The sequence below is a fragment of the Sphingobium sp. B2D3C genome (assembly GCF_025961835.1).
GTDB lineage: Bacteria > Pseudomonadota > Alphaproteobacteria > Sphingomonadales > Sphingomonadaceae > Sphingobium.
This window is the reverse complement of record NZ_JAOQOK010000001.1, coordinates 3,087,345-3,114,088: the sequence shown is the minus strand read 5'-3', so window position 1 is coordinate 3,114,088 and position 26,744 is coordinate 3,087,345. Positions and strand designations below refer to the sequence as shown.

The following is a 26,744-nucleotide window of genomic DNA, read 5'->3' as shown; positions in this document are numbered from 1 at the left end:
GCAACTTCACCAGTGAAGAACCGGCCAGCCCTCTTCCGCCGCCAGTGACGCCAAGGCGCGATGGGGATTGGCCGCATAGCCCTCGTCCGCAAAGCCCAACAGCGGCGCATCAGTGACATGATCGCTATAGGCGCGGACGTGCGCATAGGCCCGGGCAATCCCTTCGCGGGACATCCACGCCTCGATCATCCGCAACTTTGCGACGTCATAGCAGTTCTCACCTGCAATGCGTGCCCGGATGTAATCGACACCCTGGCTGAAATGATCGGTAGCAATCACATCATCAAAGCCCAGCCTCTTCGCAATCGGTTCCACATAAAGCCGGAAGGATGCCGAAGCGATCACCAGCCGGCAGCCGGAGGCGCGATCCTGCGCGATCTGGGCCAGCGCGCCAGCGCGGATGTTGCGCGCAATCACCTTGTCGGCATAGGCCTCCACGGCCGGGCGGATCCTCTCGCGATTGACCCGTCGCCCGATCAGCAGCGCCTGATTGAGTTCCTTCGCCCGGCCACGATCGACCAGCCGCAGCACGTAGCCGAGCATGACGAAGCCCGCCAAAGGCATGAAAATCAGCCGCCACGGCGCCAGCGAGAGAGCCATGTGCGTGAGAAACGCCGCATAGGTGCCGCGCACCGTGATCGTGCGGTCCATGTCGTAGATCGCGATCCTCTGCACCGCTCAATGTCTCCCTGTACTCTCGGGCTGCGGCCCGCCAGATGGTCCAATTCGGCTTGCCGTGCAACGCAAACTGGCCCACTGTGGCTCAGATGACGCAATCTGCCGACCTCATCGAGAGCAACGATGCAACAGGCCGGACGGTTGCCTTCACCGGCAGCCTTGCGCTCGCCCAGCTTGGCGATCTGCCCAATCGCACCGAGGCGATAGAGGGCGATGTCGCCCGGATCGACCTCACGCAGGTCACCCAGATCGACACAATCGGCGCGTGGATCGTCCACAGCCTCGCCAAACGCACGCAGGCGAAAATCACCGGCGCCAGTGACGACGCAATGCGGCTGATCGACGTCGTCTCGCGCAACGATCAACCGCTGGAAACGCGCAATGTGCCGCCCCATCCGATCGTGCGCATTCTTGAGGAAGTGGGTGTTGCAACCCGGATGACCTTCAACACGATGATCGGCCTGCTCGGCTTTCTGGGCGCCGTCGTCATCACATCGTTCATGCTGCTGCGGCATCCGTCTCGCATCCGTCTGATCGCGGTCGTCCAGCGTATCGAGGTCGTCGGAATCTCGGCGCTCTTCATCATCGGGCTGATGAGCTTCCTCGTCGGCATCGTGATCGCGCAGCAGGGGTCGGTGCAGCTCGAGCAGTTCGGCATGGAAGTGCTGACCGTCAATCTCGTTGGGCGCCTGACCTTCCGCGAACTGGGCGTGCTGATGACGGCCATCATGGTCGCCGGCCGCTCAGGATCGGCCTTTGCCGCGCAGATCGGCACAATGCAACTCAATGAAGAAGTGGACGCGATGCGCACCATCGGCGTCTCGCCCATGGAAGCGCTGGTGATGCCGCGCATCATGGCCGCGGTCATCATGATGCCGCTGCTCGGCTTCTATGCCTCGGTCATGGCGGTGATCGGCGGTGCCTTCCTGTGCGCGGTCTCGCTCGACATTCCGCCCGTCACCTTCTTCCAGCGGCTGCGCGAAGTCGTGCCGCTGACCGACCTTTATATCGGCCTCATCAAGGCCCCGGTCTTTGGCCTGATCATCGCGATTGCCGGCTGCTTCCAGGGCCTGCAGGTGCGCGGCAATGCCGAGGAAGTCGGCCTGCGCACCACCGCCGCTGTGGTGCAAGCGATCTTCATCGTCATCGTGCTCGATGCCATCTTCGCGGTGTTCTTCACCTGGCTGGGGTGGAAATGAGCGCTAGCGACGATCCGGTCATCTCCATCCGCGGACTGGTCAATCGCTTCGGCGACCAGACCGTGCATGACGGGCTGGACCTCGACGTGCGGCGCGGCGAGATTCTCGGCGTCGTGGGTGGATCAGGCACCGGCAAGTCGGTGCTGATGCGCTCGATCATCGGACTGCAAAGCCCTTATGACGGCTCCATCGAGGTGTTCGGCGAACAGATGCTGGACCGCGACCCTGCGGACCCGGAATTGCTGGCAATCCGCAAGCGCTGGGGCATCCTGTTCCAGAACGGCGCGCTGTTCTCCACGCTGACCGTCTCCGAGAATGTGCAGGTGCCGTTGCGGGAGTATTATCCCGATCTGCCGGTTCAGCTGCGCGAGGAAATCGCCGCCTACAAGATTCTGATGACCGGCCTTCCGGATAATGCGGGGCCGAAATTCCCCTCCGAGCTCTCCGGCGGAATGCGCAAGCGCGCCGGCCTTGCCCGCGCGCTTGCGCTGGATCCGGCCTTGCTGTTCCTCGATGAGCCGACCGCTGGGCTCGACCCAATAGGTGCTGCGGCTTTCGACGAGCAGACGCGGGCCTTGCAGGAGACGCTGGGCCTCACCGTGTTCCTGATCACGCATGATCTCGATACGCTCCACGCCATTTGCGACCGCGTTGCCGTGCTCGCCGATCAAAAGGTCATCGCGGTCGGGACGATCGACGAGTTGCTGGCGCTCGATCATCCCTGGATCCAGGAATATTTCAACGGGCCGCGCGGGCGCGTTGCCCATGGCCAGAGCGCCAAGATGAGAGGCGCGTGATGCACAATCGGCCGCAGACATGGACAGGGTGGAACCACGGCGCCATAAAGCCGTTGGGGGAAAGCAGGAAATAGATGGAAACACGATCCAACAATGTGTTCGTGGGCGCGGTCGTCCTGCTCCTGATGGCCTTGACGGTCGGGGCAGCCTTCTGGTTCTCACGCATCGGCGAATCCGATCGCAAGGAATACGACATCTTCTTCAAGCAGTCGGTGAGCGGCATCGCCCGCGGCTCTGCAGTGACTTATGCCGGCGTGCCCTCGGGGCAGGTCCAGTCGATCGAGCTTTGGGAGCGAGACCCCCAGTTCGTGCGCGTGCGCATCGTCGTCAGCCGGACGACGCCCGTCCTGCAAGGCACGACCGCGACGATCAATGGCGTGGGCTTTACCGGCGTCTCGGAAATTCAGCTTGAGGGGGCAGTGCGCGGCGCTCCGCCGATTGTCTGCCCGGAGCGCAATACGCAGGCGGTATGCCCGGAAGGCGTGCCTGTCATCCCGACCAAACCCGGTGCGCTTGGCGAACTGCTCAACAGCGCCCCGATGCTGCTGGAGCGGCTGACGACGCTCACCGAGCGACTGACCGAGCTGCTGGATGATCGCAACCAGAAGCATATTGCCGGCATCCTGCAGAATCTCGACAAGCTGACCGGCGACATCGCCGCGCGTGGGCCGGAACTGGCTGATACCATCACGCAAGCCAAGCTGACGCTCGAAAATGCCTCCAAGGCTGCCGAATCGCTCGCCCAGGCCGCGAACAACACCAATGCGCTGGTGAACGAAGAGGGTCGCCCCCTCATCCGCGATCTGCGCACGACGATCCGCAATGCCGGCGCGACGCTGGAAACGCTGGATGCGACCCTGAAGGAGGCACAGCCTGGCATGCGGACCTTCACCCGCGACACCATGCCGCAAATCGGCTTGCTGGTCCGCGATCTGCGTCAGGTCTCCCGTTCGCTTCAGGCTGTGACGGATACCGTTGAACAACAGGGTGCAGGCGCCTTGATCGGCTCGCCCAAATTGCCGGATTACAAGCCATGACGAACAGCAGAGCGAACGTGCAGACAGCCCCGGCGACCAGCGGAGTAGCGATGCGCAAGGCAGCGCGGGCGGCCCTGATCACGGGTCTGCTCATCTCGGCGGCCGGGTGCGTGAAGTTCGGTGCCGAGCCGCCCGACCGGCTGCTCGCGATTGCCAGCACGGCGACGGTGCCGGCCGGGGTATCGGCGTCTAGTGCCAGTGAATCCGCGCTGTTCATCGACGTGCCGAACGTGCCCAAAGCCCTCGCGACACCGCGCGTGGCGGTGCGCGAGAACAGCACCAGCTTTGCCTATGTGAAGGATGCGATCTGGGTCGACACGCCGGCCCGGCAATTCCAGTCGCTGCTGTCCGAGACGATCCGGTCCCGCAGCAATATCCTGGTGCTCGACCCCGGCCAGTATCTCGCCCGCACCGGCTACATCCTCAATGGCGATCTGGTCGAATTCGGCATCGATGCGACGCGCCGGGAAGCGGTCGTCACGTTCGACGCGACCATGCTCTCGCCGGACGGCCTGACGGTGACGCGCCAGCGGTTCACCGCCTCCGCGCCGGTGAGCCGCATCGACGCAGATGGCGTCGCCCCGGCGATCAGCGCCGCCGCCAACGATGTCGCCAATGCCGTGGCGACCTGGGTCTCCAGCCGGACCTGACGTCCGGCCGCAGCCGTATCCCGCTCAGGCGAGGCTCTTCGTCGCCTGCTCCATCACGTCCCGCGACAGGCCGGGTTCGGCGATGATCCGCTCCAGCGCCGCACGCATCGCGGCACCCCGCTGCGCATCGAACCGGCGCCAGCGACCAAGTGGCGGCACGAGCCGCGCGGCGGTCTGCGGATTGAGCTTGTCGAGCGCGATGATGGCGCCTGCCACCATCTCATAGCCCTTGCCGTCCGCCCGATGGAACGCCCATTGGTTGGCGGCAAACGCACCGTAAAGCGCGCGGGCGCGGTTCGGATTGGTCAAGGTGAAATCGGGGTGGCTGCTCAGCGCCGCGACATTATCGACCGTCTCCGGATGGAAGGCCAAAGCCTGGGTCTGGAACCATTTGTCGATGACCAGCGCATTGCCCGCATAGCGCGCGTGGAACGCCGCCAGTGCTGCGTCCCGCTCTGCCGCCGTGCCGTTGGCGAGAACAGCCAGCGCGGCCTGGCGCTCGGTCATATTATCCGCCTGCTCGAACTGGGCGAAGGCAAGCGCCGGGCCATCCGATGCGCCTGATGCGACCAGATAGCTCAAGGCAACTCCGCGCAGCTTGCGGGCCGCGCGCGCGTCCGCCGAGAGTGAGAAGCCGTTACGCGCGCAATCGGCATGGAGCCTGCGCCAGTCCTGCTCCAGTTGCGCGCCGATCTCGTGCTGCAGCGCCTCGCGCGCCGCATGGATGGCGTCGGGATCGACGACCTGCATCTGGTCGCCAAGATAGGCCTCGCTTGGCAGCTTCACCGCTTCGGCGATCAGCGCCCGGTCCAGCGTGTCGTCGCTGATCGTCCGGCGGATCGAGTCGATGATCACGCCGCTCTCCAGCGGTCCGCCCGCAATGTGGCTGAGCAGGCCATTGATCATGAGTTGCTGCAGGGCCTCATAGCGGCTGAACGCATCGTCATCGCGCGCGGCCAGAAAGGCCAGATCCTCGGCGCTCTGCTCGGCGTCCACGACGATTGGCGCAGAGAAGCTGCGATTGAGCGAAAGCACCGGTGGCTGCGCGAAGCCGGTGCGCGTGATGACCGTCTCCGCCTGCGTCAGCACCTCCAACTCCTCGCCGGCATGGGCGCCCCTTTCCCGGTCGAACAGAGCGAACAGGAACGGGATGGCCATGGGCTGCTTCTCGCCCTGCCCCGGCGTCGGCGGCACGGTCTGCCGCAAGGTGAGCGTCACCGTGCCGCTCGTCGCATCATGCGTAGCCTCGACCGTCACGCGCGGGGTGCCGGCCTGGCTGTACCAGAGCCGGAACTGTGCGAGATCGATGCCCCCGCCATCTTCCATCGCGCGCACGAAATCCTCGCAGGTCGCCGCCTGCCCGTCATGCCGGTCGAAATAGAGGTCAGTGCCCTTGCGGAACCGCTCCGGCCCCAGCAACCGGGCCATCATGCGGATCAGCTCGGCGCCTTTGTTATAAACGGTCGCCGTATAGAAGTTGCTGATCTCCATGTAGGATTCGGGCCGCACCGGATGGGCGAGCGGACCGCCATCCTCCTGGAACTGCGCCGCGCGCAGCACCCGCACGTCCTCGATCCTCTTGACCGCCGCCGAGCCCATGTCGGCAGAAAATTCCTGATCGCGATAGACGGTGAAGCCCTCCTTGAGGGAAAGCTGGAACCAGTCCCGGCAGGTCACCCGGTCGCCAGACCAGTTGTGGAAATATTCATGCGCCACCACCGCCTCAATGGCGTCGTAATCCGGGTCGGTCGCCGTCTCCGGGTCTGCCAGAATGTAGCGCGTGTTGAAGATGTTGAGGCCCTTATTCTCCATCGCGCCGAAGTTGAAATCCGCCACCGCCACGATGTTGAACACGTCGAGATCATATTCGCGGCCATAGACGCGCTCGTCCCACGCCATTGAATCCTTGAGCGCCTTCATCGCATGGTCCGTGCGCGGCAGATCGCTTTCCGCCACCCAGATGCCGAGCTTCACCGGCCGGCCGCTCATGGTCGTGAAACTGTCCGCATTGCAGGCGAGATTGCCCGCGACCAGCGCGAACAGATAGCTGGGCTTGGGGAACGGATCGGTCCAGCGCGCCCAATGACGCCCGCCCTCCAGATCGCCCGCCTCGACAGGATCGCCATTGGCCAGCAGCACGGGGTAGGTCGCCTTGTCGGCGCGCAGCGTCACATCATAACGCGAGAGCACATCCGGCCGGTCGGGGAAGAAGGTGATGCGACGGAAGCCCTCCGGCTCGCACTGGGTGCAGAGCAGGCCCCCAGAGGCGTAGAGTCCCATCAACTGCGTATTGGCCGCAGGATTGATCTCCACCTCGGTCTCGACGACGTGGCTCTCGCCGGTCAGCGGGATCAGCAGCGCGCCATCCTCGAGCCGCCAGTCGGAGGGGGCGAGCGCGCGGCCGTCGACAGCGACCCGCAGCGGCGTCAGTCCGTCGCCATCCAGTCGCAGCGGCTGCGCATGATTGCCGACGCGGGTGAGCTCAAGCCGGGCCTTAACGCGGGTGGCGCGGGAATCGAGATCGAAGTCGAGGCTGATCTGCGGCACCTGCCAGAGCGGCGGGCGGTAATCCTCGCGGCGGATGACAGGCGGCGTGGCGGCGGCTTGGGTGGTCTGAATATCCATGCCTCAGTCCTATGCCCGCATCAGGCGGGGCACAAGCGGGGGAAGCCGCCGATGGCCAGAACTCCACCACCACGTTCCCGTTCGTGTCGAGCGAAGTCGAGACACGTTAGCGCTGTCCTTGGTGTCTCGACTTCGCTCGACACGAACGGAGCACCAGCAATCTATTTAGTCCCCACTCCGCCCGTTGTTCGGCCCGGGCGGCAAATCGAACGGGTCCTCCGCGCGCTCCATGGAGCGGTCGAGCAGGTCCGCCTGCCGATCCGGCTTTGCCTGAGTGGATGGCGTCATGAGCTGCTTGGGCGTCTCCCGCTCAGGCGCGGCGGCGGCCTTGGGCACCTGACCCATGCCCTCCTTGGGGCGCAGATCCTTCACCGAGCCGCAGCCCGCAAGACCAGCCGCCACGATCAGCGCCAGAGCGGCGCGCGCGATCATCCCTTGGTTCATCGCCTTCATCGACCGGTCTCTCCATCCAGCACAGCTTGCGCTTCGGCAATCCGCGCGCGCACCTGATCGGGTGCGGTGCCCCCATAGCTCTTGCGGCTGGCGACGGAGGCATCCACCGTCAGCACTGCAAAGACGCGCTCGTCGATCCGCGCATCAATGGCCTTGAGCGTCTCGATGGGCAGCGAAGCAAGCTGCACGCCCGCCTCTTCCGCGGCCTTGACCGCACGCCCGGTAATATGATGCGCCTCGCGAAACGGCACATTGCCTTCCCGCACCAGCCAGTCGGCAAGGTCGGTTGCGGTTGCGAAGCCGCTTTCGGCCAGCGCCCGCATCCGCTCGGTGCGGAAGGTCGTCGTCTCCACCATGCCGGTCATCGCGGTGATCGAGAGGCCGAGCAGATCATGCGCCTCGAACAAAGGCGGCTTATCGTCCTGCATGTCCTTGGAGTAAGCCAGCGGCAGGCCCTTCATGGTGACGCACAGCGACGTCATGCAGCCCATGATCCGCCCGGCATGGCCGCGCACCAGCTCGGCGGCATCGGGATTGCGCTTTTGCGGCATGATCGAGCTGCCGGTGGAATAAGCGTCGGGCAGCGAAATGAAGCCGAAAGGCTGGCTTGCCCAGATCACGAACTCTTCCGCCAGCCGCGAGAGGTGCAGGCTGCACTGGGTGGCGGCCATAAGATAATCGAGCGCGAAATCCCGGTCGGAAACGCTGTCGAGGCTGTTGCGCGTCGGCCCGTCGAAGCCGAGCGCTCGCGCAGTCATATGCCGATCGGTCGGAAAGCCCGTGCCTGCCAGCGCCGCCGCACCGAGTGGCGAGAGATTGAGCCGCGCGCGCGCATCGGCAAAGCGCGAGCGATCCCGCGCGATCATCTCATAATAGGCCATGAGGTGATGGCCGAGCGTCACCGGCTGAGCGCTCTGCAAATGGGTGAAACCGGGCATGACGCTCTGCGCATGTTCGCTCGCGCGCCCGATCAGCGCGCGCTGCAGAGCCTTGAGGCTGGCATCGACCTCATCGATGGCATCGCGCACGAAGAGGCGGAAGTCGGTCGCCACCTGATCGTTGCGCGAACGTGCGGTGTGCAGCCGCCCCGCCACCGGCCCGATCTTCTCGGCCAGCCGCGCCTCGGTGGCCATGTGTATGTCCTCGAGGTCGAGATCCTCGGGCAGATCACCGGCTTCATACTCGGCCTGGATCGCCTCCAGCCCGCCAATGATCGTCGCTGCCTCGTCCTGCGCAAGGATGCCTTGCGCGCCGAGCATCCGGGCGTGCGCGATGGAGCCGGCGATGTCCTGCCGCCACAAGCGCTTGTCGAACGGGAGCGAGGCATTTATCTCGCGCATGACGGCGGCCGGCCCGGCCGCGAAGCGACCGCCCCACATGCTGTTCGCGCCCTTGCTTGCGGAGTCTGCCATGCGCTCTATTTCTGCCCTTGCTATGCTGATCGGCCTCTCACTGGCCGCGAGCGGCTGCGATAGGCAATCCGCTCAAAGCGCGCAAGGCGCCGGCAACGACGCCGCGGTGGGCAATGCCCTCTCCCCCGATGAAGTGAGCCCGGACGAAGCCGCACCGGGGAGCGCGGGCAAGACCTTCTCCCATGTCATCGACCGCAGCCACAAGGGCGAGGCGATGCCGGACAAGCCCTTCACCACCATCGAGGGCAAACCGGCGACGCTCAAGGCCATTGCGCAGGGCAAGCCGATGCTGGTCAATCTGTGGGCGACCTGGTGCGCGCCTTGCGTGGCCGAACTGCCTGCCCTCGACCGCGCCGCCAAGGCTGCGGAGGGCAAGGGCGTTAAAGTGATCGCCGTTTCTCAGGACATGGAGCCGGATGGCGTCCCCGCCTTCTGGTCGGCGCGCAAGCTCTCCAACCTGCAAACCTGGCTGGACCGGGAGAATGCGCTCGGCTTCCATTACGGCACCGGCACGTTGCCCACGACCATTCTCTACGATGGCGCGGGCAAGGAAGTCGCCCGCATCGTCGGCGCCCTGGAGTGGGACGAGGAAGATGGGCAGAAACTGATCGCCGAAATTGGCGGGTAAGCCGTCCCGACTCCCCTAGCCGGAGATCATCGCCCGCAAGCTTTCGATCCGGTCGGCCTCATGGGCGGGCTTGTCATTGCGGATGCGGCTGATGCGCGGGAAGCGCATGGCGAGGCCGGACTTGTGGCGCTTGCTCTCGTGGATCGAATCGAACGCCACCTCAAAAACGAGACTCTTATCCGTCTCCCGCACCGGGCCGAAACGATTGACGGTGTGCCGGCGGACGTGGGAATCGAGCCACTTCAGCTCCTCGTCGGTAAAGCCGAAATAGGCCTTGCCGACAGGCAGCAACTCGGCGCCGGCATCGGGATCGCCATCCCAGCAGCCGAAAGTGAAATCGCTGTAGAAGGAGGAGCGCTTGCCGCTGCCGCGCTGGGCATACATCAGCACGCAATCGGCGAGCAGGGGATCGCGCTTCCACTTGTACCACAAGCCCGTGCGGCGGCCGGCGACATAAGGGCTATCCCGCCGCTTGAGCATCACGCCCTCAATGGCATCATCGCGTGCGCGCTCGCGGATGGCGGCAAGATCGGCAAGGCTCGCAGCCTCGATCAGCGGCGAAATGTCGAAGCGGGCGGAGTCGAGCCGGGGCATCAGCGCCTCCAGCACGGCGCGGCGCTGCTCCCAGCTCAACGCGCGATGATCCTCGCCGTCGAAGAGCAAGACATCGTAGAGGCGGACGAAGGCGGGAAAATCGGTGAGCATCGCCTTAGAGACAGTCTTGCGCCCCAGCCGCTGCTGCAAGGCGTTGAAGCTCGCCGCGCCGCCCTCTTCGCCGCCCTGATGCGTGCCGCGCACCAGCAGTTCGCCATCCAGCACGCCGGGCTCGCGAAAGGCCGCCGCAATATCGGGGAAGCTGCCGGTGATGTCATCGCCGGTGCGGGAGAAGAGCCGCGCATCCCCGCCCGGCCCCGCGCCATCCGACTCCGGCACATGGACGATCTGCACGCGGATGCCATCCCACTTCCACTCTGCGGCATAGTCGGCCATGTCGAGCGTTTCGCGCGCGATGACATCATCCTCCAGCGGATGCGCCAGCATGAAGGGACGGAAGGTAGGGATATGGTCGACGCGCGGCGGAGGGCCACCCTTGGCGGCCCAATCGAATAGCGCGCCATAGGGCGGCGTCTGGCCGTGCCAATATTCCTCGACATCGTCCACCGGCACATCGAACGCCTGCGCGAAGGCGACCTTGGCGAGCCGCGCCGAAATGCCGATGCGCATCGCCCCCGTGGCCATCTTGATGAGCGCGTAGCGGCCGTTCACATCGAGCCGATCCATGAGGTTTGCCAGCGCGGGCGCCACGGATTGGCGGGTCATGGCGGACAGCGCGGCCACCGTTTCGCTCAGGCTCGGCGGATCAAGCGCGGCGGGATTGTCCGGCCAGAGCAGGCTTGCCGTCTCCGCCGTATCGCCGACGAAATCGCGGCTGAGCTTGAACAGAACCGGGTCCACACGGTCCATCAGCAAGGCACGGATCGCGCCGGCCTTCACCGCCGGAAAATCGAGGCCGTCCGTCAACGCAGCAAGCGCCCAGCCCCTGTCAGGATCGGGCGTCTCGCGCAGATAGGCAGCGATCAGGGCGAGCTTGCCGTTGCGCGAGCGGGTGTAGACGAGCGCATCCAACAGGGCAGCGAAGGCCTCCATCAGTCGTCCTCATCCTCATAGCCGACAAGGGCGAGCGCGCGGGCCCGGCGTTGGTGCAGCTCGCACCAGCGCAGCAACGCATCTTCCCGGCCATGGGTGATCCAGGTCTGCGCCGGATTCACTTCCGCGATCGTGGTCGTCAGTTCCGCCCAGTCGGCATGGTCCGAGATCACCAGGGGCAGCTCGACATTGCGCTGCCGCGCACGCTGTCGCACCCGCATCCAGCCGCTTGCCATGGCCGTGACCGGATCGGGCAGGCGACGGCTCCAGCGATCGTTGAGCGCCGAGGGCGGACACAGGATGATCTGCCCGGCCAGCGCACCCTTGGGCATTCCGGCGATCAATCTCAGCTCGCCCAAATCGACGCCGAGGTCTTCATACAACCGGCACATCCGCTCCAGCGCGCCGTGCAGATAGATCGGCTCGACATAACCAGCTTGGCGCAGCTCGGCGATGACCCGCTGCGCCTTGCCCAGCGCATAGGCCCCCACAAGGATGCAGCGTTCGGGATTGGCCTCGCGGGCCTTGAGCAGCTTGCCAATCTCCTCACCGATGGGCGGGTGACGGAAGACCGGCAGGCCGAACGTGGCTTCGGTGATGAATACATCGCAGGGCGTAATCTCAAAGGGCGGACATGTCGGATCTGCCCGGCGCTTGTAATCGCCAGTAACGATCACCCGCTCGCCGGCATGTTCAAACAGGATCTGCGCGGACCCGAGCACATGCCCCGCCGGCAGGAATGTGGCCTGCACGCTCCCCGGCAGGCTGATCGTCTCGCCATAGGCCACCGGTTGCGCGGCGCCGGGCGGACCGTAACGCAGGTCCATGATGGCCAGCGTCTCTGGCGTCGCGATGCAGCGGCCATGGCCGCCCCGGGCATGATCGGCATGGCCATGCGTGACGAGGGCTGTCTCCACCGGATCGGCCGGATCAACCCACGCCTTGGCCGGCACGACATGCAGCCCATGCGCCTCTGCGCGAATCCAGGAGAAGTCGGCCATGGCCTCTAAATGGCGACCGGCACGTCCCGGTTCCAGCACGGCTTTGCGATGTGCCCCAAAGGACCTATATCAAGGCCATGACAGATGCTGCTCCCCAGACCACAGACGTGCGTTCCTTCCTGTATCGCGATGGGTCTCTCGACCCGGATAGCGCTCGTCGGCTCACCGCCGAGGCGCTTACCGGCTGCGAGGATGGCGAGCTTTACCTGCAATATGTCGCGACCGAGAGTTTTGGGTTCGATGATGGGCGGCTGAAGACAGCGGATTATTCCACCGATGCCGGATTTGGCCTGCGCGGCGTCTCTGGCGAGATGACCGGCTTCGCGCACGCCAATGACATCAGCGAGCGGGCGATCCGCAAGGCAGCGCAGACGCTCCAGCTGCTCGACCCGGCGCGTGAGCCGATGACAACGCCGCCTCAGCGCACCAACCGGCATCTTTATACCGACGCCAACCCGCTCGATCTCGTCCCCTTCGCGCAGAAAGTGGACCTGATGGCCAAGATTGACGCCGCGGCGCGGGCCCGCGATCCGCGCGTGGTGCAGGTCTCTGCGGTGCTGGCCGGTAGTTGGTCGGTCGTTGAGATCGTGCGGCCGGACGGCTTCGTGGCGACCGACGTGCGTCCCCTCGTCCGCCTCAACGTCTCGATCATCATGGAAGAGAATGGGCGGCGCGAAACCGGCTATTTTGGCATTGGCGGGCGCTATCTCTACGATTCCCTGTTCGAGGAGCCGACCTGGCAGCGCGCGATCGACGAGGCGCTTAAACAGGCGCAGGTCAACCTCCGCTCAATGCCCGCGCCAGTGGGCGAGATGACCGTGCTGCTTGGTCCTGGCTGGCCGGGCGTGATGCTGCATGAGGCCGTCGGTCATGGCCTGGAGGGCGATTTCAACCGCAAGGGCACCAGCGCCTTCTCGGGCAAGATCGGCGAGCGCGTGGCGGCGCCGGGCGTGACGGTGGTCGACAATGGCGCGATGGACGCGCGACGCGGGTCGCTCAGCATCGATGATGAGGGCACCCCGACTCAGGAGAATGTGCTGATCGAGGATGGCATTCTGCGCGGCTACATGCAGGACCGGCTCAACGCGCGGTTGATGGGCGTGGCACCCACGGGCAACGGCCGGCGCGAAAGCTATGCCCATGCGCCGATGCCACGCATGACCAACACTTATGCGCGCGCGGGCAACGACGATCCCGCCGAGCTGCTCAGCCGCGTAAAGACCGGCATCTTCGCGCGCAGCTTTGGCGGTGGGCAGGTGGACATCGTCTCGGGCAAGTTCGTTTTCTCCTGCACCGAGGCGTACAAGGTGGAAAATGGCAGGATCGGTGACCCCATCAAGGGCGCGACGCTGATCGGCGATGGCCCCGCCGCGCTGCACCGCATTGTCGGCATCGGCAACGACCTCGCGCTCGATGAAGGGATCGGCATGTGCGGCAAGGCGGGACAAGGCGTGCCCGCGGGCGTGGGCCAGCCGACACTGCTGCTCGAAGGGCTGACGGTCGGCGGCACCGGGGGCTGAGGCGCCGGTCGGGACGACCAGACGACGCCCTCACACCCCGGTGAGCAACATGTCGAGCGCGTTCTTGATCCGGTATTCTTCTTGCGCGAGGGAGCCGGCGATTTCTTGGATTTCCGACACGGACACTGCACCTGCAAACTGGGTGACAAGCACCCAGTCTTCGCCCTGCATACGAAAGCGGGGATTGAGGCCCGGCCGGGGCGGCGGCGCGTCGTTTGGGTAAGCCAGCGGAACGACAAACCGTGTGTTGATGCCCGACAGCACCTCAGCCTGACAGTCTACGACATACTGCCCCGACCTCAGCCGAACGACATCATATTGGGCCATTAAAACATGCGGTAACGGGCAAGGGGAAGGCCGTTCTTCTCAACCCACGCGTTGTGGGCTTCGACCCACTCCTTGTTCTCCTCCTGCCAGCGCCGCTCGCGCTCTGCCTTCGCCGCCGCGCGCAGGGCCGCTTCGCAGGTCTGGGAGAGATTGATCCCGGCCTCCCGCGCGGCCTCCACCACGCCAGTATCGAGCGAGAGATTGACTGGCTTGCGCTTGCCGGACGCGATAGGATCAAGCTTCATATGCGCAAGCTATGCGCATGAACCATGCGCGTCAATGTGCGCATCCGACCAGCAAGACCTGAGGCCCATGTCTGAATTCTTCACTGCCATTTCCGACAAGCAACGCAGTTTCATCGAGAAACAGCCGGTCTTCTTTGTCGCCACCGCTGCGGACGGCGCGCGGATCAACCTCAGTCCCAAGGGCATGGACAGCTTCCGCGTGCTGGGGCCCAATCTGGTCGGCTATCTGGATGTGGGGGGATCCGGCAACGAGACCCAGGCCCATCTTTCAGCGGACGGGCGCATCACCATCATGTTCTGTGCGTTCGACCAGCCCCCGCTGATCCTGCGACTCTATGGGCGAGGCAAGGCGGTGCTGCCTCAGGATGATGAATGGGATTTCGCCTCGCGGCCCTTCACAATCCTGCCCGGTACCCGGCAGATTTTCATGATCGCGGTGGAGAGCGTGCAGGAGAGTTGCGGCTGGGGCGTGCCCTTCATGCGGCACGAGAAGGATCGCGACACGCTCTCTCGTTATCATGAGCAGAACGAAACGCCGGAACGGCTGGCGCGCATTTCCACCCGGACGCAAAGCATCGATGGCCTGCCCGTACGCGTGCAGGACCATTTCCCCGAGCGCAAGCCGGCGCAGGTGCATGTCGATCCCGACTGGGTGCCGGCGGTGCTCAATCACTGGCTCAATGAGATCGGCCCGGAGGGCTGGTTCGATTCGAGCGAGGAAGAGGATGTGCGACTGACGCATCTCTTCCGTTCGCTCTGGGAAGCGCAGCGCGACAAGCCTGCCGATATGTTCGTGGCCGATGCCGACACGGCGCTGGCGGCGCTAATCCTGTTCGACCAGTTTCCGCGCAACATGTTCCGGGGCGAGGCTCGCGCCTTCGCGACCGATCCGCTCGCCCGCGAAATCGCCCGCACGGCATTGCAGCGTGGCTTCGACAAAGCATTCGTCGAGGGCGCCCGCGCCTTCTTCTACATGCCGTTCATGCACAGCGAGGACCTGTCCGATCAGGACTTGTGCGTGGCGTTGTTCAGCGCGCCGGGCTTCGAGCATAATCTGAAATTCGCCGAGGCCCACCGCGAGATCATCGCCCGCTTCGGCCGCTTCCCGCATCGCAATTCGGCGCTCGGACGGGAAACCCGGCCCGAGGAGCAAGAGGCGGTGGCGGAGGGCAGCGACTGGTAACCCACCGCCGCTCGCAGCGGATCGGCATCAGTCCGGCAGGCGCCAACTCAGGCGGACATCTGAATCGCCATTGGGCGCGATGAGCAGGCGCTGGTCCGGAATTTGTTGGGCGCGCAGAATCTCGCGCACCATCTCGGCGCGTGCGGCCTGCCCCGTAATGGTGATGCCCAATGGCACCCGCCGCGCCGCCCACACGGCCAGATCGAGATCGGCGGCGCCCTGCTGGGTCAATGCCTCGCCCGAAAAGCCGATGACCGGCAGCGGGGCGGGCGGCGGCGTTAGCACCAGCGTCCAGCCCTCCAGGCCGGCGGATGCGCGCCGTTCCAGCTGGCGGTAGAGATCGAGCGACGCGCCGGTGAGCGGCTCGGCTGCGACCGTGGCCTGGCGCCGGCCCCGGTCCACCAGGACCGCATCGCTGGACACGCCAGCGACGAGGGCCAGTCGGTCCACGGCCGTCGTCGCAAAGCGCTCAAGGCTCTGCGTGCGCTCGCGAGACTGGGCGGCGGCCACCTGAGCCGCCTCGCTATTGCCCGCCCCCACCTGGATCTGGTCGATGGTGACATCCAACTCCCGCTGCAGCGCATCGCGCAGGCTGGTCGCGGTGTCCCGCTCGGCATCCTTCGCATAAGTGGGCGTAAGCACGGTGGCGACGACCCGCATGGGCTGGCGGTTGAAGTCGGTTTCCAGATCGCTGATGCGTGCCGTCTGGGGGAACTGGCGCTGGATCACGTCCCGCACCTGGCGGGCGGCCAGCGTTTCCCAGGCGATGTGCCGCAAGGTAAGCGCCAGCGGCACCGAAAGCGCCGTCATGCAGACCACCATCACAATGCTTTGCAGTCGGGTATGCGCCGGCGTGAGGTGGGAGCCAAAGCCGTAGAGCCGCGCCATGAATGCGGCCGTGAGCGTGATCGTGACCGTGTTGGTCATGAAGAGCAGGAAAGCACCGCCGGCAATGGTCCAGTTCCATGTGGCGATGCCGAAGCCGACGGCGGCCAACGGCGGCATGAGGGCGATGGCGATGGCAACGCCCACGACCGTCTCGCCCCGCCCGCGAATAAGTGCATAACCACCCGCGAGTGCCGAGAAGAAAGCGACGAGAAGATCGAAGAGGTTGGGGCGGGTGCGGGCCGCGATTTCCGTCGTCACGGTCTGCACCGGTGAAACCAGGACAAACAGCGCGGTGAACGCGATCGCAATCACCGCGCCGACCGCCAGCGCGAAGCCGGACGCGCGCATTTCGGCAAAATCCAGCGTTGCAAGCGCAAAGCCCAGGCCTATGATCGGCATCATCAACGGAGACAGCAGCATGGCGCCGATGAGGACCGCGCTGGACGGCAGCAGCAGCCCGAGAATGGCGATGCCGGCGGATATGACCGTCATGAAGACATAACGCGGCGACCAGCCGGATTCCTCGACGATCCTCCGCAGGATCGCGTCGTGATCCACCGTCGCAATCGAGCGTTCCCGCCAGCTGACCCAGAGGGGGTTGCGCGAAACCGCGTAGGTCTTGTTGGTCAAGCGATTGGCTCCTCTGCTACGTCCGTCATTCCACCGACGCCCTAGCAGGGAAAATTGCTGCGTTTCCAGTCCGCTGCCCCTGCGGGCGAGCCCGGATGTTACAACCGCCGAAGCTCGGTGCCGTCCAGAATCGCTTCGCAACCCAGCGCCAGTGGGTCGTCGGCCTCGTCCAGCGCGGCGATGGTCACCCAGCCTTCCGCCCTGAGCGCCGCAGCCCGGGCGCCATCATGTCCAATGGGCAAAAAAGCCCGCTGCGCGGCCGTGGTGCCGAACCCGGCATCGATGAGCGGATCAGGGTAGAGCGAGAAGCCCATGGCCGGCTCAGCCTTGCCGTCCGCGCCCGCCACCGCATAGCTGCCGCCCCGGCCGATCTCGCCGATGAAGCCCTCGGCAAAGACAGAAAAACCGAACCAGCTCTGATATTCAAAACCGTGGCGCTCGGTGGGATCGAGCGTCAGCGTGATATCCCAGCCGATCGGCTTGGCAATCGCCCGCAGCGCCGCAATGAGGTTATCCAGCCTGCCTTTGGCTGGCCCCGCGTTGAAGGCCTGCAGCCGGTCCATGGCGGGGTGGAATGGCCCGGTCGCTTCAATGAGCGCCAGATAGGGCCGCGCCGCTTCGCCCAGCGCCGCCAGCGAACCTGCATCCTTCGCGTCGAGACTGTCGCGGACCGCCTCGACGTCGCCCTGGGGAAGCGGCATCGGGCCATCGGCAAGCATCGTCACGAGGTCGGGCAAGGTGAAGTCAATGGTGATGCCGCTGACACCCGCGCGCTGCAGCGCTTCGATGGCGACATTGACGATCTCGACTGCCGCCGCGACGCTGTCTGTGCCGATGATCTCGGCGCCGACCTGCATCCGCTCGCGCTCGGGCCGCAGCTGGTCGGCTCGCAGCTTCATCACCGGCCCGCCATAGCACAAGCGCAGCGGACGCGGGGTCGCAGCCATGCGGGTGGCGGCGATACGGCCGATCTGGGCGGTCATGTCCGGCCGGATCGCCAGGCTGCGCTGGGAGAGCGGATCGACGGCGCGGAGCAGATCTTCGGCGCGGGCCGACTGCAGGCGCGCGACCAGCGTTTCCTCAAACTCGGCCAGGGCCGGCATCACGCGCCGATAGCCATGCGATGCAACGGTATCGAGCACTTCGCGCACAAGGCGGGCGGAGGCCTCCGCCTTGGGCGGCAGACGATCGGCAAGCCCTTCGGGCAGCAATCCGGGAGCGATGGCTTCAGTCATGGCGCGGCATTTAGCCGATTCCGCTCGCCAAGCGAGGATAAATTACAAGCGTGACCGGCCCGACGTGATGACACGCCGGGCCGGGCCGTGATTTAGAACTTGAGCGGGCAGACCCGGTGCACGTTCGGCAGGGCGCAGATCTTGTCGACCAGCGTCTGCGGCACGGTCTCGTCGACCGAGAGCAGCAGGATCGCCTCGCCACCGGCCTCGCGACGGCCGAGGTGGAAGGTGCCGATGTTGATCTTGGCCTCGCCAAGAATGCCACCCACGCCACCGATGAAGCCCGGCGCATCGACATTGGCGATGTAGAGCATGGTGCCATCGAGATCGGCCTCGACCTTGATGCCGAACAGCTCGACCAGACGCGGCGCGCCGTTGCCGAACAGCGTGCCGGCCACCGACCGCTCGCCCTGCGAGGTCTTCACCGAGACGCGGATCAGGGTGCTGTAGTCGCCCTCGCGCTCGGTCTTGATCTCGCGCACCTCGATGCCGCGCTCGCGGGCGAGGAAGGGCGCGTTGACCATGTTCACCGTGTCCGTCTGCGTGCGCAGGAAACCGGCGAGAACGGCCGAGACGATCGGCTTCTGATTGAGCTCGGCCGCCGCACCCTCGCTGTGGATCGAGATCCGGGGGATGACGTCGCGCGAAAGCTGGCCGACCAGGCTGCCCAGCTTCTCGGCCAGCGCCATATAGGGCTTGAGCTTGGGCGCTTCCTCAGCCGACAGGCTCGGCATGTTGAGCGCGTTGGTGACGCCGCCGCTCAGCAGATAGTCGCTGAGCTGCTCGGCGACCTGCAGCGCCACGTTCACCTGCGCTTCGCTGGTGGACGCGCCGAGGTGCGGGGTCGAGATGAAGTTGGGCGTGCCGAACAGCGGGCTGTCCGTCGCCGGCTCGGTCTGGAACACGTCCAGCGCCGCGCCGCCGATGTGGCCGCTGTCGAGCCCCGCCTTCAGCGCCGCTTCGTCGATCAGGCCGCCGCGCGCACAGTTGATGATGCGGACGCCCTTCTTGGTCTTGGCCAGATTCTCAGCCGAGAGGATGTTGCGGGTCTGGTCGGTCAGCGGCGTGTGCAGCGTGATGAAATCCGCCTTGGCCAGCAGCGTGTCCAGATCTGCCTTTTCCACACCCATTTCGATGGCGCGCTCAGGAGTCAGGAACGGATCGAAGGCGACGACCTTCATCTTGAGGCCCAGCGCGCGGCTGGCGACGATGGAGCCGATATTGCCGGCACCGATCAGGCCAAGCGTCTTGCCCGTGACCTCGACACCCATGAAGCGGTTCTTCTCCCACTTGCCGGCCTGCGTGGAGGCATCGGCCTCCGGCAGCTGGCGCGCGAGAGCGAACATGAGGGCGATGGCGTGTTCGGCGGTGGTGATCGAGTTGCCGAAGGGCGTGTTCATCACCACAATGCCCTTGGCCGAAGCGTAGGGAATATCGACATTGTCGACGCCGATGCCGGCGCGGCCAATCACCTTGAGATTGGTCGCGGCGTCGATGATCTCCTTGGTCACCTTGGTGGCCGAGCGGATTGCCAGACCATCATATTTACCGATGATTTCCTTGAGTTCATCGGGCTTCAGTCCGGTGATCTCGTCCACCTCGCACCCGCGCTCGCGGAAAATCTGCGCGGCCTGCGGGTCCATCTTGTCGGAAATGAGAACTTTGGGCTTGGTCATTTTACTGTCCTTCAAAGAGAGACAGTGCCCCTGCGAAAGCAGGGGCCCAGGGCGGGATGGCAGTGCTGCTGAGCCCTGGGCTCCTGTTTTCACAGGAGCACCGGAAAGTGGGGTCAGGCGGCAGTCGCGCTCAGCGCGGCCTTGGTCTCGGCATAGGCCCAGTCGAGCCAGGGGCCGAGCGCCTCGATGTCCGCGGTGTCGACCGTGGCACCGCACCAGATGCGCAGACCAGCCGGGGCGTCGCGATAACCTGCGACGTCATAAGCGGCATCCGCCTTCTCGAGCAGCGAGGCCATCTTCTTGATGAAGTCGGCATCGGCGCCCTCGACGGTGAGGCATACGCTGGTGATCGAGCGGGTCGCCGGATCAGCGGCAAGATGCCCGAGCCAGTCGCGCGATTCCACAATGGCATTGAGCGCATCGGCATTGGCCTGCGCGCGGGCGATGAGGCCCGTGGCGCCACCGATGGTCTTGGACCATTCGAGCGCGAAGATCGCATCTTCGACCGCCAGCATGGACGGCGTGTTGATCGTCTCGCCCTTGAACACGCCCTCGGCCAGCTTGCCCTTGGACATCAGGCGGAACACCTTAGGCAGCGGCCAGCTCGGCGTGTACTGCTCAAGCCGTTCGACGGCACGCGGGCCGAGGATCAGCACGCCATGGCCGCCCTCACCGCCCAGCACCTTCTGCCAGGAGAAGGTCGCCACGTCGATCTTGTCCCACGGCAGGTCGTAGGCGAACACTGCGCTGGTGGCGTCTGCGAAGGAGAGGCCCTCGCGGTCGTCGGCGATCCAGTCGCCATTGGGAACGCGCACGCCCGAGGTGGTGCCATTCCAGGTGAAGAGCACGTCATTCGACCAGTCGACCGCATTCAGATCGGGGATCTGGCCATAATCGGCGCGCAGCACCGTCGGATCGAGCTTGAGCTGCTTGGCGGCATCGGTGACCCAACCTTCACCGAAGCTCTCCCAAGCGAGCGTTGTAACGGGGCGAGCGCCCAGCATCGTCCACATTGCCATCTCGAAGGCGCCGGTATCGGAGCCGGGCACGATGCCGATGCGGTGCGTGTCGGGCAGGTTCAGCAGCTCGCGCATCAGGGCGATGCAATAAGCGAGGCGATCCTTGCCGAGCTTTGAGCGGTGGGAGCGTCCGAGCACTTCGGTGGCCAGCTTCGCCGGATCATAGCCGGGCGGCTTGGCGCAGGGGCCGGACGAGAAATGGGGGCGGGCCGGCGTGGTCGCCGGCTTCGTAACGTCAGTCATGGTATGCGTCTCCTTGCAGAGAGCACGCGCGGCGTTGGGACCGCGTGGCCCGCCGGCGGCCATAGAGATTTGCAGACAGGTGTCAATGTAAGATCGGGACCGGCGTGCCGTGCCCGGGGTGAACGGAGCCTCGGCGGACAGGCGCCAGACCGCGCGCGGCGGTCGAGGCATCCCCTTGCACTGTCTAGGTTTTGTTCAGCTGCGATGCGTGATAAACGGCGCTATGGTCCATTGGGCGTCATCGGTCGGATTGAGGGCGGGGATGCGCAGGCTGGTCGGCCTGCTGCTGGTCACCAGTCTTGCCGCCTGCGCCGACCGCCCCAGCCCGCGCCCGGGTGTAAGGGCGCCGGTGGCCGCCGCGCCGGCACAACGCACAATGCCGAACAGCGAGAGCTATCGCATGTGCGCCGCGCGCCTCTCGACCGCGAAGGTCCGCTTCGAGCCGCTGCCCAATCAGGATCGCGGCGGCGGCTGCACGACAATCGATACCATCCGCCTGCTGGAAATCGGCACGCCGGTGGCCAATCTGGGGCCGATGACCTGCCCCCTTGCCGCCAATTTCGCGGCCTGGGTGCAATATGCGGTGCGCCCCGCCGCGCGACTCTATCTGCGCAGCGAAGTGGTGCGAGTCGAGACCTTCGGCACTTATGCCTGCCGCGATGTCCGTGGCACTGGCGGGACTATCGCCGGCAAGCGCAGCGAACATGCCCATGCCAATGCCGTGGACATTTCCGCCTTCGTGCTGGCCGACGGGCGCCGAATCAGCCTGGTGAACGATTGGCAGGGCGAGAGCACCCACGCCCAGTTCCTGCGGGTCCTCCACCAGAGCGCATGCAAGCGATTCCGCACCGTGCTCGGCCCGGACTATAACAGCGCCCACCGCGACCATTTCCATTTCGACATGGGCGGGCGGGGCAGTTTTTGCCGTTGAACCCGCCGGTTTTCTTCTCCGCCGAAATCGTCTAGCGCCACTGGATGACAGACCAGCCTACAGTGCGCGAAAGCAAGTTTCGCCGTGCCCGCGAAGAAGCCGTCGATGCCAAGCGGATCATCCCCACTCCGCAGACGGAAAGCAAATCCTACAAGCTGGCCTTTCAGGACAACGAGTTCCTGCTGCGGGAAGACCTGCGGCCGGTCCGCTTCCAGCTCGAGTTGATGAAGCCGGAGCTGCTGCTCGATGAAGCGAAGATCGCCTCGACCTTCGTCTTCTATGGTTCGGCGCGCATTCCTGAGCCGGAGGCCACGCAGGCGCTGATCGATGCCGCGCCCGACGAGCGCGCCCGGAAAGTCGCCGAGCGCCTCGCCGAAAAGGCGCGTTATTATGAGGAAGCCCGCAAGCTGGCGCGAATCGCGGCGCAGTATCCCCCGAACGAGGCTGGCTGCCATCACTTCGTCGTATGTTCGGGCGGCGGCCCTTCGATCATGGAGGCGGCCAATCGGGGCGCGGCTGACGTCGGCGCGCAAACCATCGGGCTCAACATCGTGCTGCCGCACGAACAGGCGCCCAATCCCTATGTGACGCCAGATCTATCCTTCCAGTTCCACTATTTCGCGCTGCGCAAGATGCACTTTACCCTGCGCGCCCGCGCGCTGGCAGTGTTCCCCGGTGGTTTCGGCACGTTCGACGAATTTTTCGAGCTGCTCACCCTGGTGCAGACCGGCAAGATGAAGCGCATCCCCATCCTGCTGTTCGGCAAGGACTTCTGGACACGCGTCGTGAATTTCGAGGCGTTGGCCGAGGAAGGCGTGATCAGCCCACGCGATCTCGATCTGATCAGCTGGGTCGAGACGGCGGAAGAAGGCTGGGCCGTGGTCGAGAGCTTTTATGCGGATAGCCAGCCGGGCTGCTGAGGTCAGCGCCCGTCCGGCTCGCTGATACCAGCGGGTCCGATAACAAAAGCGGCGCGGGTTGCCCCGCGCCTGCTTGAATATTTGACCGAACCCAAGCCTGGGCTCTGGCTAATGAGATTATTCGTGCGGCGTCGCAGCGTTGGCGGCAGCGCCCTCAGCGCCCGCTTCCGCCGCATTGCCTGCAGCGGCTGCATTGTCGGCACCGACCTCTGCCGCAGGGGCCTCGGCCGGTGCATCGGCAGCCGGGAGAGGCAGGTTCGAGCCCTGCGTGTTGAGATAGGCGATCAGATTGGCGCGATCTTCAGGCTTGCTGAGACCGGCGAAGCTCATCTTGGTACCGTTGGCGAACGAACGCGGCGAGGTCAGCCAGTGATCCAGCTGCTCGAAGGTCCAGTTGCCGCCCACCTTCTTGAGCGCATCCGAGAAAGCGAAGCCGCCACGGCCATGGCCGATCGGGTCGCCAACGATGGCCCAGAGGTTGGGGCCGATGCCATTGGCGCCGCCCTGATTGACCGTGTGGCAGGCCACGCACTTGGCGAAGACCTTCTCACCGGCTGCCACGTCCGCCGAGGCGAGCAGCGTGTTCAGCGAAGGACCGGACGCACCGCCCTCGCCTTCCGCCTCAACGCCCTCGATCGCGTAGCCCATCGGCTCGGGACGCTCGGCGTGAAACAGCTTGCTGCTCACAATGCCGCTGCCAAGCGCAATGATGCCGCCAAACAGTGCCCAGCCTGCAATGGTATTGAAACGATCGCTCATGCGCCCTCAATCTCCAGAAATCTACCCGACGCGCGACCTCCTCAATCGCGGCGCTGCCGGTGCCCGTCGGCGCTCCCCTTAATGACTGCATTGCGCGGGTGCAAGCCTGTCGGAAGGCCTGTGTCGCGACACATGCGCCGGTGCCTTGCGCGGCAGGGCCCAAAGCCCTAAGCGCAGCGGCCATCATGGACACCTATCCGCTCCCCGCGCAGCGCCTTGTCGCCGAGATGACGGACGCCGCCGCGCGCGCGCCTGAGCGTGCGATCAGCTTTCAGGGCGCGCCGGGCGCCAATTCGCATCTGGCTGTGATGGATTTTGCGCCGGACGGCCTGCCCCTGCCCTGCTTCAGCTTCGAAGACGCGCTGGATGCCGTGCGCGATGGCCGCGCCGACCGCGCGATGATTCCCATCGAGAATTCGCTGCACGGGAGGGTTGCGGACATGCACTTCCTGCTGCCCGAGTCCGGCCTGTCGATCATCGACGAATATTTCCTCCCCATCCACCACAGCCTGATGAGCGCCGACGATACGCCGCCGGTCAGCGCACTCAGTCATGTGCAGGCGCTGGGGCAGTGCCGGAAATATCTGCGCAGCCGTGGCATCCGCCCGATCGTCTATGTCGACACCGCCGGCGCGGCCGCGCTGGTCGCCGAGGTCCGCGAGCCCGGCGCAGCGGCGATTGCGCCCTCGCTCGCCGCGCGACTCTATGGCCTCACGATCCATGATGAGAAGATTGAGGACAGCAGCGACAACATGACGCGCTTCGTCGTGCTGGGCCGCGATGCGATCATGCCCTCGCGAGACGGGCCGGTGATGACGAGCTTCCTCTTCGAGGTGAAAAACATCCCCGCCGCGCTCTACAAGGCAATGGGCGGCTTTGCGACCAACGGGGTGAATATGACCAAGCTGGAGAGCTATCAGCGCGGCGCCAGCTTCTCGGCGACGGAATTCTACGCCGATATCGAGGGGATGCCGGGCGACCCCGCCGTCGATCGCGCGCTGGAAGAACTGGCGTTCCACAGCAAATGGGTCCGTCTGCTGGGCAGTTATCCGCAGGGGCGCTCCCGCTCGATCTGACGTCGCTGGACCTCGAGGCCCTATCTACCTGATAACTGCGAATGGTCTGTGCGTACTTTTTAAGCACTGCCCACACGTGCCGCCTCAATTTGAGGCAATCGCCTCAGCGAGGCCCGACTGCCGACCGCTTTAACGCCTCGTTTATGATTTGGCACAGCTCTTGCTTGGCATTCCCCTGCAACCAATGGGGGCGCAAGAGATGAAACTCATTATGGCAATCATCAAGCCGTTCAAGCTGGACGAGGTGCGTGAAGCTCTCTCTGCGCTGGGCGTAGCTGGCATGACAGTAAGTGAAGTGAAGGGTTTTGGCCGCCAGAAGGGCCAGACCGAAATCTACCGCGGTGCGGAATATTCCACCAACATGGTCCCGAAGATCAAGGTCGAGGTCGTCTGTGACGATGCCCTCGCGCCGCGTGTTGTGGAAGCCGTGCAGCAGGCCGCCAACAGCGGCGCCATCGGCGATGGCAAGATCTTCGTCCTCGACGTGGGACAAGCCATCCGCATCCGCACCGGCGAAACCGGCGAAACCGCGCTGTAAGTTAAAGGGGGTAACGCATGACACCTTTCAAGACATTCTGCGGCGCGGCGGGGGCTCTGGGCCTTTCGCTCTTCGCCGCCTTGCCCGCATGGGCGCAGGAGGCCGCAGCGGAAGCCGCGCCTGCCGTTCCCAATCCGGGTAACAACGCATGGATGATGACGTCCACCGTCCTCGTTCTCCTCATGATCCTGCCCGGCCTCGCCCTGTTCTACGGCGGCCTGACGCGTTCCAAGAACATGATCGCCACCATGACGCAGATCGGGGCCGTAGCGGCGCTCGCGATGCTCATCTGGGTGATGTACGGCTACGGCCTCGCCTTCGGTCCTGAAGGCAATCAGTTCATCAGCTGGGGCAAGTTCTTCCTTGCTGGCATCACGCCGGATTCGACCGCCGCGACCTTCACGTCTGAAGTGATCTCGGAATATGTGTTCGTCAGCTTCCAGATGACCTTCGCCGCGATCACCATCGCCCTCGTGCTTGGCGGCATCGTCGAGCGCATGAAGTTCTCGGCCATCATGGTCTTTGCCATCGTCTGGCTGACCATCGTCTACTTCCCGGTCGCCCACATGGTCTGGGAAGCGCGCGGCGTATTCTTCGCCATGGGCGCTCTGGACTTCGCCGGCGGTACGGTGGTGCACATCAATGCGGGCGTGTCCGCGCTGGTCGCCGCCCTCATCCTCGGCAAGCGCAAGGGCTTCCCCAGCGAGCCGATGCCCCCGCACAGCCTGACGCTGACCATGGTCGGCACCGGCTTGCTGTGGGTCGGCTGGTTCGGCTTCAACGCCGGTTCGGCGCTTGAGGCCAATGGCTCTGCGGCGCTCGCCATGATCAACACCTTCGTTGCCACCGCCTCGGCCGGTCTCTTCTGGATGCTCACCGAGCGCGTGATGGGCCACAAGGGTTCGGCTCTCGGCTTCTGCTCGGGCATCATCGCCGGCCTCGTCGCCGTGACACCCGCTGCGGGCAACTCCGGTCCGTTCGGTGCCATCGTTCTCGGTGCCGTTGCCTCCATCGTCTGCTACTTCTTCGTCGCGAAGGTGAAGCCGGCTCTGGGTTATGACGACTCACTGGACGCCTTCGGCATCCACGGCGTGGGCGGCATCATCGGCGCCATCGGCACCGCAGTGGTCTACTCGCCCTCGCTCGGCGGCCCTGGTGGCGCCGACTATGCGATGGGCGGCCAGCTGGTCACGCAGATCACGGCCGTGCTTGCCACGATCGTCATCGCCACCGTCGGCACCGTCATCGCCATGTTCATCGCAAAGGCCCTCACTGGCCTGCGGGTGAGCACCGAAGTCGAGCAGGAAGGCCTCGACCTCGGCGAGCACGGCGAGCGCGCTTACAACTGATCCGAATTCGGCGGGGGCGAAAGGTCCCCGCCGTCCGTTGTTCCTCCTGCGAACATCCCTGGGCCGGCGTGAAAGCGC

At 65.2% G+C, this 26,744-nt stretch carries 25 protein-coding genes; 12 read left to right on the top strand and 13 right to left on the bottom strand.

Going from position 1 to position 26,744, the window contains the following annotated elements:
• Positions 1 to 6: 6 nt before the first annotated feature.
• On the bottom strand, positions 7 to 675 hold the full coding sequence (locus M2339_RS14465) for an HAD family hydrolase (protein WP_264606444.1): 669 nt from the start codon (positions 673 to 675) through the stop codon (positions 7 to 9).
• A 92-nt stretch (positions 676 to 767) separates the two neighbouring features.
• On the opposite strand from M2339_RS14465, the gene M2339_RS14460 reads away from it, so the two are divergent.
• The 4 genes from M2339_RS14460 (at position 768) to M2339_RS14445 (ending at position 4,361) form a co-directional block, all read left to right on the top strand.
• On the top strand, positions 768 to 1,877 hold the full coding sequence (locus tag M2339_RS14460) for an ABC transporter permease (RefSeq protein WP_264588123.1): 1,110 nt from the start codon (positions 768 to 770) through the stop codon (positions 1,875 to 1,877).
• A complete protein-coding gene (locus tag M2339_RS14455; RefSeq protein WP_264573979.1) occupies positions 1,874 to 2,674 on the top strand; it encodes an ABC transporter ATP-binding protein in 801 nt (266 codons plus the stop codon). Before M2339_RS14460 ends, M2339_RS14455 begins: the two co-directional genes overlap by 4 nt.
• 74 nt (positions 2,675 to 2,748) lie before the next feature.
• Positions 2,749 to 3,711: an MlaD family protein gene (locus M2339_RS14450; RefSeq protein ID WP_264571667.1), complete on the top strand. Its 963-nt coding sequence runs from the start codon at positions 2,749 to 2,751 to the stop codon at positions 3,709 to 3,711.
• Positions 3,708 to 4,361 (top strand): ABC-type transport auxiliary lipoprotein family protein, encoded by a 654-nt coding sequence (locus M2339_RS14445; protein WP_264573980.1) that lies wholly within the window; start codon positions 3,708 to 3,710, stop codon positions 4,359 to 4,361. The genes M2339_RS14450 and M2339_RS14445 overlap by 4 nt, the downstream gene beginning before the upstream one ends.
• 24 nt (positions 4,362 to 4,385) lie before the next feature.
• Here the strand turns inward: M2339_RS14445 and pepN are convergent, their stop codons facing one another.
• From pepN to argH, 3 genes are all read right to left on the bottom strand, one after another.
• Positions 4,386 to 6,986, bottom strand: coding sequence for an aminopeptidase N (gene pepN, locus M2339_RS14440; protein ID WP_264588125.1), 2,601 nt, complete (start codon positions 6,984 to 6,986; stop codon positions 4,386 to 4,388).
• Positions 6,987 to 7,151: 165 nt separating this feature from the next.
• Positions 7,152 to 7,439, bottom strand: a complete 288-nt coding sequence (locus M2339_RS14435; RefSeq protein WP_264583856.1) for a hypothetical protein — start codon at positions 7,437 to 7,439, stop codon at positions 7,152 to 7,154.
• Positions 7,436 to 8,818, bottom strand: a complete 1,383-nt coding sequence (gene argH / locus M2339_RS14430) for an argininosuccinate lyase (RefSeq protein WP_264588411.1) — start codon at positions 8,816 to 8,818, stop codon at positions 7,436 to 7,438. Before argH ends, M2339_RS14435 begins: the two co-directional genes overlap by 4 nt.
• Positions 8,819 to 8,849: 31 nt before the next feature.
• On the opposite strand from argH, the gene M2339_RS14425 reads away from it, so the two are divergent.
• The gene (locus tag M2339_RS14425) at positions 8,850 to 9,479 is read left to right on the top strand and encodes a TlpA family protein disulfide reductase (protein WP_264588126.1); all 630 of its coding nucleotides are present in this window, start codon (positions 8,850 to 8,852) and stop codon (positions 9,477 to 9,479) included.
• A gap of 15 nt (positions 9,480 to 9,494) precedes the next feature.
• Here the strand turns inward: M2339_RS14425 and M2339_RS14420 are convergent, their stop codons facing one another.
• Both M2339_RS14420 and M2339_RS14415 read right to left on the bottom strand, forming a co-directional pair.
• Complete coding sequence (locus M2339_RS14420) at positions 9,495 to 11,126, bottom strand: cisplatin damage response ATP-dependent DNA ligase (RefSeq protein WP_264588127.1); 1,632 nt, start codon at positions 11,124 to 11,126, stop codon at positions 9,495 to 9,497.
• Positions 11,126 to 12,127, bottom strand: a complete 1,002-nt coding sequence (locus M2339_RS14415; protein WP_264577712.1) for a ligase-associated DNA damage response exonuclease — start codon at positions 12,125 to 12,127, stop codon at positions 11,126 to 11,128. The genes M2339_RS14420 and M2339_RS14415 overlap by 1 nt, the downstream gene beginning before the upstream one ends.
• 77 nt (positions 12,128 to 12,204) lie before the next feature.
• Between M2339_RS14415 and tldD the strand changes: the two genes are divergently transcribed.
• Positions 12,205 to 13,647, top strand: a complete 1,443-nt coding sequence (gene tldD / locus M2339_RS14410) for a metalloprotease TldD (protein ID WP_264588128.1) — start codon at positions 12,205 to 12,207, stop codon at positions 13,645 to 13,647.
• Between the two features lie 30 nt (positions 13,648 to 13,677).
• Here tldD and M2339_RS14405 read toward each other — a convergent pair whose 3' ends face one another.
• Together M2339_RS14405 and M2339_RS14400 are read right to left on the bottom strand one after the other, a co-directional pair.
• Complete coding sequence (locus M2339_RS14405) at positions 13,678 to 13,974, bottom strand: CcdB family protein (protein WP_181561103.1); 297 nt, start codon at positions 13,972 to 13,974, stop codon at positions 13,678 to 13,680.
• A complete protein-coding gene (locus M2339_RS14400; RefSeq protein WP_181561102.1) occupies positions 13,974 to 14,219 on the bottom strand; it encodes a type II toxin-antitoxin system CcdA family antitoxin in 246 nt (81 codons plus the stop codon). The genes M2339_RS14405 and M2339_RS14400 overlap by 1 nt, the downstream gene beginning before the upstream one ends.
• A gap of 67 nt (positions 14,220 to 14,286) precedes the next feature.
• On the opposite strand from M2339_RS14400, the gene M2339_RS16210 reads away from it, so the two are divergent.
• Positions 14,287 to 15,402, top strand: a complete 1,116-nt coding sequence (locus tag M2339_RS16210) for a DUF924 family protein (RefSeq protein ID WP_319801024.1) — start codon at positions 14,287 to 14,289, stop codon at positions 15,400 to 15,402.
• Between the two features lie 27 nt (positions 15,403 to 15,429).
• Here the strand turns inward: M2339_RS16210 and M2339_RS14385 are convergent, their stop codons facing one another.
• The 4 genes from M2339_RS14385 to M2339_RS14370 all read right to left on the bottom strand — a co-directional run bounded on the left by M2339_RS14385 (position 15,430) and on the right by M2339_RS14370 (position 21,093).
• The gene (locus M2339_RS14385) at positions 15,430 to 16,920 is read right to left on the bottom strand and encodes a DUF389 domain-containing protein (RefSeq protein WP_264588129.1); all 1,491 of its coding nucleotides are present in this window, start codon (positions 16,918 to 16,920) and stop codon (positions 15,430 to 15,432) included.
• Between the two features lie 98 nt (positions 16,921 to 17,018).
• Positions 17,019 to 18,155 (bottom strand): ATP phosphoribosyltransferase regulatory subunit, encoded by a 1,137-nt coding sequence (locus M2339_RS14380; RefSeq protein WP_264573987.1) that lies wholly within the window; start codon positions 18,153 to 18,155, stop codon positions 17,019 to 17,021.
• Between the two features lie 92 nt (positions 18,156 to 18,247).
• Positions 18,248 to 19,831 carry a phosphoglycerate dehydrogenase gene (gene serA / locus M2339_RS14375; RefSeq protein WP_264571656.1) on the bottom strand — a complete coding sequence of 528 codons (1,584 nt, stop codon included), beginning with the start codon at positions 19,829 to 19,831 and terminating at the stop codon, positions 18,248 to 18,250.
• A 113-nt stretch (positions 19,832 to 19,944) separates the two neighbouring features.
• Positions 19,945 to 21,093 (bottom strand): phosphoserine transaminase, encoded by a 1,149-nt coding sequence (locus tag M2339_RS14370; protein ID WP_264588130.1) that lies wholly within the window; start codon positions 21,091 to 21,093, stop codon positions 19,945 to 19,947.
• A gap of 262 nt (positions 21,094 to 21,355) precedes the next feature.
• Here M2339_RS14370 and M2339_RS14365 point away from each other — a divergent pair, with 262 nt between their 5' ends.
• The gene (locus tag M2339_RS14365; protein ID WP_264588131.1) at positions 21,356 to 22,024 is read left to right on the top strand and encodes an extensin family protein; all 669 of its coding nucleotides are present in this window, start codon (positions 21,356 to 21,358) and stop codon (positions 22,022 to 22,024) included.
• A gap of 44 nt (positions 22,025 to 22,068) precedes the next feature.
• Positions 22,069 to 22,944: an LOG family protein gene (locus tag M2339_RS14360; protein WP_264588132.1), complete on the top strand. Its 876-nt coding sequence runs from the start codon at positions 22,069 to 22,071 to the stop codon at positions 22,942 to 22,944.
• Between the two features lie 117 nt (positions 22,945 to 23,061).
• Here M2339_RS14360 and M2339_RS14355 read toward each other — a convergent pair whose 3' ends face one another.
• Complete coding sequence (locus tag M2339_RS14355; protein WP_264577048.1) at positions 23,062 to 23,703, bottom strand: c-type cytochrome; 642 nt, start codon at positions 23,701 to 23,703, stop codon at positions 23,062 to 23,064.
• Between the two features lie 185 nt (positions 23,704 to 23,888).
• On the opposite strand from M2339_RS14355, the gene M2339_RS14350 reads away from it, so the two are divergent.
• The 3 genes from M2339_RS14350 (at position 23,889) to M2339_RS14340 (ending at position 26,666) form a co-directional block, all read left to right on the top strand.
• A complete protein-coding gene (locus tag M2339_RS14350; RefSeq protein ID WP_264588133.1) occupies positions 23,889 to 24,779 on the top strand; it encodes a prephenate dehydratase in 891 nt (296 codons plus the stop codon).
• Between the two features lie 199 nt (positions 24,780 to 24,978).
• A complete protein-coding gene (locus M2339_RS14345; protein ID WP_181561093.1) occupies positions 24,979 to 25,317 on the top strand; it encodes a P-II family nitrogen regulator in 339 nt (112 codons plus the stop codon).
• A gap of 17 nt (positions 25,318 to 25,334) precedes the next feature.
• Positions 25,335 to 26,666, top strand: a complete 1,332-nt coding sequence (locus M2339_RS14340) for an ammonium transporter (protein ID WP_181561092.1) — start codon at positions 25,335 to 25,337, stop codon at positions 26,664 to 26,666.
• Positions 26,667 to 26,744 lie beyond the last annotated feature (78 nt).

Bases quoted from the DNA above. Each gene is read 5' to 3' on its own strand.
- M2339_RS14460 (WP_264588123.1), top strand. From the start codon at position 768: ATGACGCAATCTGCCGACCTCATCGAGAGCAACGATGCAACAGGCCGG.
- M2339_RS14455 (WP_264573979.1), top strand. From the start codon at position 1,874: ATGAGCGCTAGCGACGATCCGGTCATCTCCATCCGCGGACTGGTCAAT.
- M2339_RS14450 (WP_264571667.1), top strand. From the start codon at position 2,749: ATGGAAACACGATCCAACAATGTGTTCGTGGGCGCGGTCGTCCTGCTC.
- M2339_RS14445 (WP_264573980.1), top strand. From the start codon at position 3,708: ATGACGAACAGCAGAGCGAACGTGCAGACAGCCCCGGCGACCAGCGGA.
- pepN (WP_264588125.1), bottom strand. From the start codon at position 6,986: ATGGATATTCAGACCACCCAAGCCGCCGCCACGCCGCCTGTCATCCGC.
- M2339_RS14435 (WP_264583856.1), bottom strand. From the start codon at position 7,439: ATGAAGGCGATGAACCAAGGGATGATCGCGCGCGCCGCTCTGGCGCTG.
- argH (WP_264588411.1), bottom strand. From the start codon at position 8,818: ATGTGGGGCGGTCGCTTCGCGGCCGGGCCGGCCGCCGTCATGCGCGAG.
- M2339_RS14425 (WP_264588126.1), top strand. From the start codon at position 8,850: ATGCGCTCTATTTCTGCCCTTGCTATGCTGATCGGCCTCTCACTGGCC.
- M2339_RS14420 (WP_264588127.1), bottom strand. From the start codon at position 11,126: ATGGAGGCCTTCGCTGCCCTGTTGGATGCGCTCGTCTACACCCGCTCG.
- M2339_RS14415 (WP_264577712.1), bottom strand. From the start codon at position 12,127: ATGGCCGACTTCTCCTGGATTCGCGCAGAGGCGCATGGGCTGCATGTC.
- tldD (WP_264588128.1), top strand. From the start codon at position 12,205: ATGACAGATGCTGCTCCCCAGACCACAGACGTGCGTTCCTTCCTGTAT.
- M2339_RS14405 (WP_181561103.1), bottom strand. From the start codon at position 13,974: ATGGCCCAATATGATGTCGTTCGGCTGAGGTCGGGGCAGTATGTCGTA.
- M2339_RS14400 (WP_181561102.1), bottom strand. From the start codon at position 14,219: ATGAAGCTTGATCCTATCGCGTCCGGCAAGCGCAAGCCAGTCAATCTC.
- M2339_RS16210 (WP_319801024.1), top strand. From the start codon at position 14,287: ATGTCTGAATTCTTCACTGCCATTTCCGACAAGCAACGCAGTTTCATC.
- M2339_RS14380 (WP_264573987.1), bottom strand. From the start codon at position 18,155: ATGACTGAAGCCATCGCTCCCGGATTGCTGCCCGAAGGGCTTGCCGAT.
- serA (WP_264571656.1), bottom strand. From the start codon at position 19,831: ATGACCAAGCCCAAAGTTCTCATTTCCGACAAGATGGACCCGCAGGCC.
- M2339_RS14370 (WP_264588130.1), bottom strand. From the start codon at position 21,093: ATGACTGACGTTACGAAGCCGGCGACCACGCCGGCCCGCCCCCATTTC.
- M2339_RS14365 (WP_264588131.1), top strand. From the start codon at position 21,356: ATGCGCAGGCTGGTCGGCCTGCTGCTGGTCACCAGTCTTGCCGCCTGC.
- M2339_RS14360 (WP_264588132.1), top strand. From the start codon at position 22,069: ATGACAGACCAGCCTACAGTGCGCGAAAGCAAGTTTCGCCGTGCCCGC.
- M2339_RS14355 (WP_264577048.1), bottom strand. From the start codon at position 23,703: ATGAGCGATCGTTTCAATACCATTGCAGGCTGGGCACTGTTTGGCGGC.
- M2339_RS14350 (WP_264588133.1), top strand. From the start codon at position 23,889: ATGGACACCTATCCGCTCCCCGCGCAGCGCCTTGTCGCCGAGATGACG.
- M2339_RS14345 (WP_181561093.1), top strand. From the start codon at position 24,979: ATGAAACTCATTATGGCAATCATCAAGCCGTTCAAGCTGGACGAGGTG.
- M2339_RS14340 (WP_181561092.1), top strand. From the start codon at position 25,335: ATGACACCTTTCAAGACATTCTGCGGCGCGGCGGGGGCTCTGGGCCTT.